Annotated in this window: 8 protein-coding genes; 3 read left to right on the plus strand and 5 right to left on the minus strand. The window is 63.7% G+C overall.

The window, feature by feature from the left end; genetic code table 11:
* Positions 1-287 precede the first annotated feature (287 nt).
* The gene (locus MTX21_RS23075; RefSeq protein WP_280966970.1) at positions 288-1,544 is read right to left on the minus strand and encodes an aminopeptidase; all 1,257 of its coding nucleotides are present in this window, start codon (positions 1,542-1,544) and stop codon (positions 288-290) included.
* 111 nt (positions 1,545-1,655) lie between these two features.
* On the minus strand, positions 1,656-3,017 hold the full coding sequence (pcaB, locus tag MTX21_RS23080; protein WP_280966971.1) for a 3-carboxy-cis,cis-muconate cycloisomerase: 1,362 nt from the start codon (positions 3,015-3,017) through the stop codon (positions 1,656-1,658).
* 571 nt (positions 3,018-3,588) lie between these two features.
* Between pcaB and MTX21_RS23085 the strand changes: the two genes are divergently transcribed.
* A complete protein-coding gene (locus MTX21_RS23085; protein ID WP_280966972.1) occupies positions 3,589-5,148 on the plus strand; it encodes a winged helix-turn-helix domain-containing protein in 1,560 nt (519 codons plus the stop codon).
* A gap of 273 nt (positions 5,149-5,421) precedes the next feature.
* On the opposite strand, the gene MTX21_RS23090 is transcribed toward MTX21_RS23085, so the two are convergent.
* The 3 genes from MTX21_RS23090 to mddA form a co-directional block, all read right to left on the minus strand.
* Complete coding sequence (locus MTX21_RS23090) at positions 5,422-6,381, minus strand: IS5 family transposase (protein ID WP_280964961.1); 960 nt, start codon at positions 6,379-6,381, stop codon at positions 5,422-5,424.
* Positions 6,382-6,531: 150 nt separating this feature from the next.
* Complete coding sequence (locus tag MTX21_RS23095) at positions 6,532-6,954, minus strand: GFA family protein (RefSeq protein WP_280966973.1); 423 nt, start codon at positions 6,952-6,954, stop codon at positions 6,532-6,534.
* A 254-nt stretch (positions 6,955-7,208) separates the two neighbouring features.
* Positions 7,209-7,997, minus strand: coding sequence for a methanethiol S-methyltransferase (mddA, locus tag MTX21_RS23100; protein WP_280966974.1), 789 nt, complete (start codon positions 7,995-7,997; stop codon positions 7,209-7,211).
* 133 nt (positions 7,998-8,130) lie between these two features.
* On the opposite strand from mddA, the gene MTX21_RS23105 reads away from it, so the two are divergent.
* Both MTX21_RS23105 and MTX21_RS23110 read left to right on the plus strand, forming a co-directional pair.
* On the plus strand, positions 8,131-9,681 hold the full coding sequence (locus tag MTX21_RS23105) for a winged helix-turn-helix domain-containing tetratricopeptide repeat protein (protein ID WP_280966975.1): 1,551 nt from the start codon (positions 8,131-8,133) through the stop codon (positions 9,679-9,681).
* Between the two features lie 179 nt (positions 9,682-9,860).
* On the plus strand, positions 9,861-11,411 hold the full coding sequence (locus tag MTX21_RS23110) for an ABC transporter substrate-binding protein (RefSeq protein WP_280966976.1): 1,551 nt from the start codon (positions 9,861-9,863) through the stop codon (positions 11,409-11,411).
* Positions 11,412-11,457: the final 46 nt, after the last annotated feature.

The following is an 11,457-nucleotide window of genomic DNA, read 5'->3' on the forward strand; positions in this document are numbered from 1 at the left end:
GCATGTGCGATACGGTTAACGTGCCGACTTGCCTGCAGATTCGTGCATCCGAACACTTCTTCTCCGGGGTGCGACAAAATGCGCGTCGCGCTGGCGCTTGGGGCGCTGAAGCTTCGGCATCGTCATGGCCAGGCTTGTCCCGGCCATCCACGCCTTGCCCTGCAGTACAAAGAACGTGGATGCCCGGGACAAGCCCGGGCATGACGGCAGTCGCATATGCGATGCCCTGCAGGCAGAGGTGATCAGAGCTCTGGGCTCACACTGATCCAACCAGAACTCACCGCGCCTTACTTCGCCCACTCGCCTTTGCGGAACACCGGCACCTTGCTGCCGTCGGCAAGAATGCCGTCGATGTCGGTCTCGGCTGAGCCGATCATCCAATCGATATGGATCAGGCTCTGGTTGCCGCCCTGCGCCGCGATCTGCTGCGGCGTGAGCTGCGCGCCATTGACGAAGCACTTCGAATAGCACTGGCCGAGCGCGATGTGGGAGGCCGCGTTCTCGTCGAACAGCGTGTTGAAGAACAACAGTCCGCTTTGCGAGATCGGCGAGGAGTGCGGCACCAGCGCCACTTCGCCGAGCCGCCGCGCGCCCTCATCGGTGTCGAGCACCTTGTTCAGTACCTCCTCGCCGCGCGAGGCCTTGGCGTCGACGATCTTGCCGTCCTCGAAGCGCACCGCGATGTTGTCGATCAGCGTGCCCTGATAGGATAGCGGCTTCGAGCTCACGACATGGCCATAGACCCGTCGGCAATGCGGCGTGGTGAAGACCTCCTCGGTCGGGATGTTGGCGTTGCAGCTAATACCGTTCTTGGAGAGCGAGGCACCGCCCTCCCACTCATGGCCGTCGGCAAGGCCGATGGTGAGGTCGGTGCCCGGTCCGGTATACTGCAGCGCGCGGAAACGTTTGGCGTTGAGCCAGTTGGTGCGCTCACGCAGCACCGCATTGTGGTTCGCCCAGTTCGCGATCGCATCCTCACGGTCGACGCGGGAGGCGGCGAAGATCGCATCCGCGAGTCTGCCGACCGCGACCTCCTCGGAGTCGCCAGGGAACACCTGCTTCGCCCAGGACGGGCTCGGATAGGCGATGATGTTCCAGTTGGTGTCGAAATTGACGATCTTTTCCAGCGCCGGCTGATAAGCCATCGAATTGGCCTTGCTGGCGCGCGCGACCTTGGCGGGATCCTCGCCCGACAGCAGCATCGGATTGTCGCCGACGATGGCGAGCCGCGCGGTGTTGTCGGAGAACGCCTTGGCCATGCCCTCATAGAGCCAGCCGGCGGCGCGATCGAAGCTGTTGTCGTGGCCATGACGGTAGCGCGCCAGCGTCATCTCTTCATCCGACAGGATCGGCGTGACGATGCCGGCGCCGGCCTTGTAGGCGTGCACGGCGATCCGCCGCACCAGGGGCAGCGCGATCGCCGGCGCCGTCAAGAGAAGATCCTGTCCCGGCCGCAAGCCCAGGCCCACCTTCACCGCCACCTCGGCCAGCCGGTCGAGTTTCGCGGGATCGATGGGAGTGGCGGAATTGCGGTGATCGGTCATGCGGAATCCTCTGTAAGGGTCACTGTCTCATCTAAGTCTAGCATCGCGAGGCACAATAGCGCGAGCGTCTTGCGCCCCCTGAAAGATACGGAGTTTCACGCATCCTGGTTTTCAACGCGTTGACGATTTCAGCACCCGATCCACCATGGCCGGCGCGAGGCCAAGGTAATTTTTCGGTGAGGTGAGCGCCTCGATGGCGGCGCGGTCGATCCTGCTCGAAATGCGCGGATCGGCCGAGAGCGCATCCGCAAGGCCCAAGCACTTCTCATTGGCGAGCCGGCAGGCGTCATAGACGACGTCATGTGCCTCCTGCCGGCCGATCTGCGGGGCCAGTCCCATCATCACCGCCTCCGCCACGATCAGGCCGCGGCTGATGGCCAGATTGTCATCCATCTTCTTTTCATCCACGATGAGACCCGCAAGCGCAAACTTCGCCTGATGCAACGCGCCCGCGGTCAGCACGAAGCTTTCCGGGATTGCCATCCACTCGGCGTGCCAGGGACCGGTGGCGCGCTCGAAATCCTGCACCATTGCATCTAACATCAGGCCGGCATGCTGGCGCACCGCCTTGGAGGCGGCGAGCATCAGTTCGGAGGAGATCGGGTTGCGTTTCTGCGGCATGGTCGAGGACGCGCCGCGCCCCTTGACGAAGGGCTCGTAGACTTCGGCGAACTCGGTCGAGGCCATGATCATGATGTCGAGCGCGATCTTGCCGAGCGAGCCGGTGACGAGCGCCAGGAAATTCACGGCCTCCGCAAAACCGTCGCGGGCGACGTGCCAGGTCGAGGCGGGAACGCCGAGCTTCAGCTCGGCGCAGAGCGCCTCCTGCACCTCGAAACCCTTGTCTCCGAGCGAGGCCAGCGTACCGGCGGCGCCGGCGAACTGGCCGACCAGGACGCGCGGCTTGAGCTGCGCCAGCCGTTCGGCGTGGCGATCGAACATGGCGAGCCAGATCGCAGCCTTGTAGCCGAACGTCACCGGCAGCGCCTGCTGCAGATGGGTGCGGCCCGCCATCGGCGTATCGCGGTAACGTTTTGACAGATTCGCGAGGATGCCGCGCAATTCGGCGATGTCCTGACCGATGATCTCGAACGCGGCACGTAGTTGCAGGACCACAGCGGTGTCCATGATGTCCTGGGTGGTCGCGCCCCAATGCACGTAGCGGCCGGCATCGCCGCACTGCTCCACCATCTGATGCACCAGCGGCAGGATCGGATAGCCGACGATGTCGGTCTCTTGCCGCAACAGATCGAAATCGAGTGCGGCAACGTTGGTCCGCGCCGCGATCGCCTCGGCCGCATCTTGCGGAATCACGCCGCATTTGGCTTCTGCCTTCGCCAGCGCCACCTCGACCTCGACATAGCGTGAGACCAGCGCGAGATCCGAAAACACCTCCCGCATCCCCGGCGTGCCGAAGGCATCGCGGAACAGGATGGAATCGAGCACGGTCGTGGAGGTCGGAAAGGCGGGCATCGGCGCTTCTTCGTGGTTGGTGTGTTGTGTACGGCCTCAGCTTACGCAGGCCGCGCCGTTCGGCAATCGACATTCGCCGTTCGCCGCATACTCTCGTCGTTCGGTACTCCTACCGTCCGGCTTTCGCCAGGACGACATTGGGGAGGTGTCTCGCGCTGCCTCAACGCCGTCATTGCGAGGATCTCGCGACAAAATTGCGCAGCAATTTTGCGCTGAAGCGACGAAGCAATCCAGAGTCTCTCCGCGTAGTGCGTAGCGGTTCGCGCCGGGCCAGCGGCACTCCCAGCGTGCGGCGGGCTGCCGCGGCATCGTAGGCTTGCTCCAGCAGCGCAGCATTGTCTGCGATGATTTACATAGCCTGACGCTCGCGCGATTGATCGAATCGCTCCAAACAATTCGAACCGAACCGCCACATTCCCTTCGAGGTTGTATCCCTATCCGCAAATGGCATGGCAGGCATCCCGCAATTGGATGAACCGACCATGCCGTTCAATGGACTTACAGACTTCAAGCCGGAATCCATTTTGACATTTCATTTTCTTGATTTTGTCGTGAGGCCAGAGATTTCGACGTGCAGTTTGTGTTCAGGGACCACCTTCTCGACACCGATCGGCGTGAGCTGAGCCGCGAGCAGGTTCCCGTTTCCGTGGAGCCGCAGGTTTTCGACCTCGTCGTCCACCTCATGGAAAATCGTGACCGGGTCGTCAGCAAGGACGAGCTGATCGACAAGATTTGGCACGGACGCCTCGTCTCCGAGTCCACCCTGACCAGCCGGATCAACGCGGCCCGCAAGGCGATCGGCGATGACGGCGCGAGCCAGGCGCTGATCCGCACCGTGGCCCGCAAGGGCTTTCGCTTCGTCGGCGACGTCGCGACGAAGACCGCGGCTGCTGCGTTGGAACCCGGCCGGGAACCTGGACAGACGCAGGCTGCGCCGGCTCTGCCCGACCGGCCCGCGATCGCCGTGCTGCCTTTCACCAACATGAGCGGCGACCGCGAGCAAGACTATTTTTCCGACGGGATCAGCGAGGACATCATCACCGCGCTGTCGAAGCTGCGCTGGTTCTTCGTCGTCGCGCGCAACTCGTCCTTCGTCTACAAGGGCCGCGCCGTGCACATCCACGAGATCGCGCGCGAGCTCGGCGTGCGCTACGTGGTCGAAGGCAGCGTACGGCGTAGCGGCGAGCGCTTACGCATCTCGGCGCAGCTCAACGACGTCTCGACCGGCAGCCATCTCTGGGCCGAGCGTTACGACCGGGGCCTTGCCGACGTCTTCGCCGTGCAGGACGAGATTACCGAGGCGATCGTCGCCGCGATCGAGCCGCAGCTCTATGCCGCCGAAAGCTTTCGCGCGCAGCAGAAGCCGCCGGGCAGCCTGGACGCCTGGGACCTCCTGATGCGCGCGCTGTCGCACTACTGGCGCATCACGCGCGAGGACAATGAGGCCGCGCAGACGTTGCTCGCCAAGGCGAGCGCGATCGATCCGGCCTATGGCAAGGCACTCGGTCTGCTCGCGACCAGCCACATTTTCGGCGCGCACATGGGCTGGGCCGACATGGAGGCAACCATCCCGGTCGCCGAGCACGCCGCGCTGGCGGCCGTTGCGGCAGATCGCGACGATCCCTGGGCCCATCACGGCCTTGCCTACACCTACCTGTTCCGCCGCCGCTTCGACGACGCGCTGGCGGAGTTCGAGCTGGCGCTGCAGCTCAACCCGAATTTCGCGATGTCGTATGCGTTTTACGGCGTCACGCTGTGTTATGCCGGCCGCTGGCAGGAGGGCGATGCCGCCGCCCGACGCGCGCTGCGGCTGAGCCCGCGCGACCCGTTCGCAGCGATCTATTGCGGCGTTGCCGCCTACGCCCAGTTCATCGGACGCAACTATGACGAGGCCGTGCAAATGGCGCGCGAGTCGCTCAGGCAGCGCGGCGATTTCGTCGGCGCGCACCGTGTGCTCACCGCCTCAGCCGGCATGCTTGGCAATCGCGAGCTCGCCGCCTCCGCACTGCAGGGACTGCGCCGCGCCCAGCCGAATATCTCGCTCGGCTGGATCATGAACGAACTCCCGATGCAGAAAGACGAGGACCGCAAGCACTATCTCGAAGGATTCCGGCGCGCGGGGATGAAGTGAAAGCGATCCCGCCGCCGCTGACGGTGCACCCTCTCCCCTTGTGGGAGAGGGTGGATTCGATGCGAAGCATCGAAGCCGGGTGAGGGGTCTCTCTCCGGGCGTCACCCTTTCAAGTGCGCGGAGAGAGACCCCTCATCCGGCGCTTCGCGCCACCTTCTCCCACAAGGGGCCTGTTGCGCTACTGGCTTTTGAGGCCGAGACAGGTCAGGGGAGAAGCTGGTTGCCGGGGTAGCGGGCCGACGAAGGGGTCGGCTGGTGCCCTCGGCGGGCGGCTCAGGCTGTGATCGCAGCCCATTTCCTCATGTTGAACGCGATGGAGGCGAGCAGGACTTGCCCGCTTGCTTTGGCAAGACCGACATAACGGATGCAGGTCAGTCGCATGCGGCGTTTGAGGGTGGCGAAGGTGGTCTCCACCGTTGCCCGTCGTCGGGCGATGAGAAGGTTGTAGCGTTTGAGCCTCGGCGGCAGCTCCGGGTGATGCCTGTTGGGACGACGTGCGATGCGGGGCTTTTTGCCTTCAGCTTTCAGCCGGGCCCGCCTGGCATGGGTGTCATAGGCGGCATCGGCCCACACCACGGCTTCGTCGCCGCGGATCAGATCGTCCGCAGGCGTCGTGTCGTTGATATTGGCGGGCGTGGTCAGCACCGACCGGATCAGGCCGGAGCCCTCATCGACACCCATGTGAGCCTTGTAACCGAAGGTCGAGCCGCTTTTGCCTTGCCGCTTGGCAAACCGGGCATCGGGATCCTTCGACGGCTGTTCTTGCGTCGGAGGCGCTGACACCGCCTGGATCAATGTCGCATCCAGCATCGTGCCGCGCTTCAGGATGACACCAGCATTCTCAAGCTGACGATCGAGCTCACCAAACAGCTTGTCCAGCAGCCCTTGCTCAACAAGCTGGTTCCGGAAGCGGTTCAGGACCGTGTGATCAGGCGTCGCATCTTCGAGACTGAGACCCACGAAGCGCTTGAACGACAAGCGGTCCCCCAGCGCCTCCTCGAGCTCGCGCTCCGAAAGACCATAGAGCGACTGCAACAGCAGCGCGCGAAACAGCACCAGCACCGGATAGCCCGGGCGGCCAGGGCTTCCTTCATCCCGCAAATGCGCCATCAGCTTCTCGAACCGGTACCATTTGACCAAGCTCGACAACCGATCCAGCGCCGCATTGGCACCGGCTCCCTTCGGCAGCCACGCCTCAATAAAACTCGGCTGCCCCGTCTGCTTCACCGCCATCGTCAGTCCTCCAGGGCTCTGCCCTACAGAATCACAGTCGTGGGATTACGCAACAGGCCCCTACAGAATCACAGTCGTGGGATTACGCAACAGGCCCACAAGGGGAGAAGGGATCGCAGCGTGCGCTTGGCTACTCCTGCGCGGTCTCGCCTACTCCTGCATCATCTCGCCGCTGCCGCCGAACTCGGCGGGAAAGTCCTTCAGCTTGGGCAGGCCGTCGCGCATCGGCAGCACCGTCTCGGCATAGTTGACGTGGACGGCGGGCGCGAAGGTGAGCGTGGGGATGGTGGCGGCGAACACGTCGATCATGTCGAGCGGCGGGTGATTGGTCATGAGATGACCGCCGCACTTCTTGCAATATTTGCGCTGGCTGAGCGGCGTCTTGGCGTAGGTCTCGACATGCTCGGCGCCAGCCGTGATGCGCACGGCTTCCGGCTTCCACAGGCTGAAGGCGTTCACGGGTCCGCCCGACCACGAGCGGCAGGAGCGGCAGTGGCAATAGCCCATCGCCTCCGGCGCGCCCGTGACCTCGACCGTGACGGCGCCACAGAAGCAATTTCCGACATGTTTCATTGGGGTTCTCTCCTTGTGAAAATGAAATTTGGCGAGGCGGGCTGCCTCTTCTCCCTCTCCCCGTTCTTACGGGGCCGCGACGAGCTTCGCTCGCGCTGAGAGGGTCGGGGTGAGAGGCTGCTTCACCATTGCGGTGAGAGTTCGACTCGCGGAGGCTCCCCCTCACCCGCCGCGCTCCGGACGATGCTTTGCATCGCTCGGCGCGCGTCGGCCTCTCCCCGCAAGCAAGGAGAGGCGTGGTCCGCACCGCAGGCTTACGCCGATCTGCGCCAGGGAATAAGCATCGATACGCGTTGTTTGTACTCCCGGTACTCGTCGCCGAAGAGGTCGACGAGATCGCGCTCCTCCAGCGCGATGCCGACGAAGATGTAGAGCGTGGTCACGGCCGCGAACAGCAGATGGCCCACTGTCATGGTCGGCGCTGCCCAGAACGCAATGATGAAGCCGAGATAGAGCGGATGACGCACGATTTTGTAGAACAGCGGCGTCTTGAAGCGCGGTGGCGGCGCTTCCTTGTCGAGGAGATGATTGGTCACCTGGTGCAGCCCGAACAGCTCGAAATGATTGATCACGAAGGTCGAGGTGAAGACCAGCACCCAGCCTGCCAGCGCCAGCGTGACCAGTGTGACGGCGAGATCCGGATTTTCGACATCCCAAACGATCGCGGGTAGCGGGCGCCATTGCCAGAACAGGAGGAGCAGCGACAGGCTCGCCGCTAGCACGTAGGTGCTGCGCTCGACGGGCTTGGGGATCACTTGCGTCCACCACGCCTTGAACCGCTGGCGCGCCATCACGCTGTGTTGAATGGCGAACAGCGCCATCAGCAGAAGATTGATGATGACGGCTTCGACCGCGGGCGTATCGGTTCCGGTGTCGATGCTCTTGGGTACCACCAGCCCCATGACGAAGCCGATGGCGTAGAGAACGGTCACGAAAAACACGAGATACGCCGCAATTCCGTACAGAAAGGCGATGAATTTAAATATGCGAGAGCCCGCAAAATCCGGGCTGATAGAATGCACGTGGTTATCAAATTGGGTCATAGACAGCTCCGTTGTGCCGAGGCGTCGGCACTGCTTGGTCGCTGCAACATGCCGTATTGGACCGGTCTAAGCTTTTGCGGACGATTGATTTTAGCCTGAGACCACTTTGATTTTTGCTTGAGATGACAGAATCGTGCGATTTCGCCTTGAAAATTATGTGCTCGACGACGGCCTGCGCGAGCTGACCTGCGACGGCGCCACGGTTCCGCTGCAACCGCAGGTGTTCGATCTGCTGCTCTATCTCGTCACCGAACGCGCCCGCGTGGTCAGCAAGGATGACCTGATCCGCCATGTCTGGAGCGACCGGATCGTCTCGGACTCCGCCCTGAACAGCCGCATCAACGCCGCACGCAAGGCCCTCGGCGACGACGGCGCGGCACAGCGGCTGATCAAGACCGTTCCGCGTAAGGGCTTTCGCTTCGTCGGCGACGTCGCGGCGGAAGCCGCTGTCCCGCCCGCACCAGCCGAAGGCGGATCGTCGCCGGCGCGGCCGACGCCCGCACGACCGGCAATCGCGGTGCTCGCCTTCGAGAACATGAGCGAAGATCCCGAGCAGGAATATTTCGGCGACGGCATCAGCGAAGACATTCTCACCGCGCTGTCGAAGCAGCGCTGGTTCCTGGTGATCGCCCGCAATTCGTCCTTCACCTACAAGGGCCGCGCGGTCCATATCCGGCAGATCGCCGAGGAACTCGGCGTCCGCTACATCGTCGAAGGCAGCGTGCGAAAGGCGGAGAACCGCGTGCGGATCACCGCGCAGCTCAACGACGCGACCACCGGCAGCCATCTCTGGGCCGAGCGCTACGACCGCGAGCTCGTCGACGTCTTCACCGTGCAGGACGAGATCACCAACGCGATCGTCGCGGCGATCGAGCCGCAGATCCATGCGGCGGAGAATTTTCGCGCGCACCGCAAGCCGCCAGCGAGCCTGGATGCCTGGGACCTCGTGATGCGGGCGCTGTCGCATTACTGGCGCGTGACGCCGCAGGACCATATCGCGGCGCAGGCGCTGCTGGAACGTGCGGTCGCGATCGACCCGACCTACGGCCAGGCGCTGTCGGTGCTGGCGGCGAGCCACATGTTCGGCGTCCATCTCGGCTGGGCCGAGCTTGCCAAGGCGGCTCCGATCGCGGAAGCCGCAGCGCTCGCCGCGGTGCGCTGCGACCACGAGGATGCCTGGGCGCATACCGCGCTCGGCAGCGTCTTCTTCTCGACGCGCAGGCTCGCCGACGCGCTGTCCGAGTTCGAGCAGGCGCTCGCGCTCAACCCGAACTTCTCGCTGGCGCAGGGCTATTACGCGCTGGCGCTGTCTTATGCCGGCCGTTCCAAGGATTCGTTCGAAGCGGCGCAGAAGGCGATCAGGCTCAGTCCGCGCGATCCGTCGCTGGCGATCTATCACGGCATCGCCGGCTATGCGCGCTTCACCGAGCGGCGTTATGACGAAGCCATTGCGCTCGCGCGCGAGGCAATCCGCCACCGCGGCGACCTCACCGGCGCCTATCGCGTGCTGGCGGTCTCCGCCGGCATGACCGGCGATGTGGGGCTTGCAGAGATGGCGCTCCGCGAACTCCGGCGCACCCAGCCCAACATCTCGCTGCATTGGATCGCGACGCAACTGCCGTGGACCAACGCGGCCGACCGCGAGCACTATCTGGAGGGCTTCCGGCGGGCTGGCCTGAAGTGAGGCCCTCTCCCGAGCTGTACATTTTTTGAGCGGTCACTGTCGAGACTTTCATCTTGCGGCGCGGAACGGGACCGTGTGAGCCTCGATAACGGATGGGGACTGGGATGGGCTGGCCGCGCCTTTGCACGCGATGACGTTGCGGAGCGCGTGCGGCTGGCCGCGCTTGAGAAAGATACGTCATGCTGAAACGAGTGTTGCTTGGTCTCCTCCTCGCGTCAGGCCTCACGGCCACGGCGTCGGCGCAAGAGCCGAAGACGGGAGGCGTGATCAATGCGGTGATCCAGCCCGAGCCGCCCGGCCTGATGCTTGCGATGATCCAGAATGGTCCGACCCAGATGGTGTCGGGTAACATCTTCGAGGGGCTCTTGCGCTACAGCCCCAAGCTCGAGCCGCAGCCGGAGCTCGCCGAGAGTTGGAGCGTCAGCGAGGACGCCAAGACCTACACCTTCAAGCTTCGGAAGGGCGTGACCTGGCATGACGGAAAGCCCTTCACCTCCGCCGACGTGCTGTTCTCGGTCGAGATGCTGAAGCAGACGCACGCCCGCGCCCGCAATAATCTCGTGCAGGTCGACAAGGTCGAGGCGCCCGACGACTACACCGTGGTGTTCACGCTGAAGCAGCCGTTCGGCCCCTTCCTTGGCATCTTCGAGGTCGGCTCGATGCCGATGGTGCCGAAGCATCTCTATGAAGGCACCGACTGGAAGACCAATCCCTACAACAACGCGCCGGTCGGCACCGGCCCCTTCATGTTCAAGGAGTGGCAGAAGGGCTCGTTCATCCGCCTGGTCAGAAACCCGAACTACCACGAGAAGGGCAAACCCTATCTAGACGAGATCTACTGGCAGATCATCCCGGACGCCGCCGCCCGCTCGGTGGCGTTCGAGACCGGCAAGGTCGACGTGCTGCCCGGCGGCTCGGTTGAGAATTTCGACGTGCCGCGGCTGTCCAAGCTGAAGGACACCTGCGTCACCGGCGCCGGCTGGGAGTTCTTCTCGCCGCTGGCCTGGCTCTGGCTCAACAATCGTCAGGGACCGCTCGCCGACAAACGGGTGCGGCAGGCGATCCTGTATGCAATCGACCGCGATTTCGCCAAGGACGTGATCTGGAATGGGCTCGGCAAGGTCGCCACCGGTCCGTCGGCCTCGACGATCAAGTACTACACCGACGACGTGCCGAAATATCCGTACGACCCGGCCAAGGCCAAGGCGCTGCTCAAGGAGGCCGGCTACAAGGGCGAGAAGATCCGCCTGCTCCCCCTCGCCTATGGCGAGACCTGGCAGCGCTGGGGCGAGGCCGTGAAGCAGAACCTCCAGGACGTCGGCATGAACATCGAGACGATCGCAACCGATGTTGCCGGCGGCAACCAGAAGATCGGCGACTGGGACTACGACATCGCCTTCACCTATCTCTACCAATACGGCGATCCCGCGCTCGGGGTGGGACGCAACTACGTCTCCAGCGCGATTGCCAAAGGCCAGGTGTTCAACAACGTCGAGGGCTACTCCAATCCCGAGATCGACAAGCTCTTTGCCGATGGTGCGGTCGCAACGCCCGATGCCAGGCGCAAGGAGATCTACGAGAAGGCGCAGAAGATCCTGGTCGAGGACGTGCCGGTGGCCTGGATGCTCGAGCTGCAATTCCCGACCATCACGCGCTGCAAGGTCAAGAACCTGATCACCACCGCGATCGGCGTCAATGACGGCTTCAAGGACGCATGGCTCGACAAGTGATGTCCTGCCACTTCACCTCTCCCCTCAAGCGGGGCGAGGGAGCCCA

The sequence above is a fragment of the Bradyrhizobium sp. ISRA430 genome (genome assembly GCF_029909975.1).
In the GTDB taxonomy this organism is placed as follows: domain Bacteria; phylum Pseudomonadota; class Alphaproteobacteria; order Rhizobiales; family Xanthobacteraceae; genus Bradyrhizobium.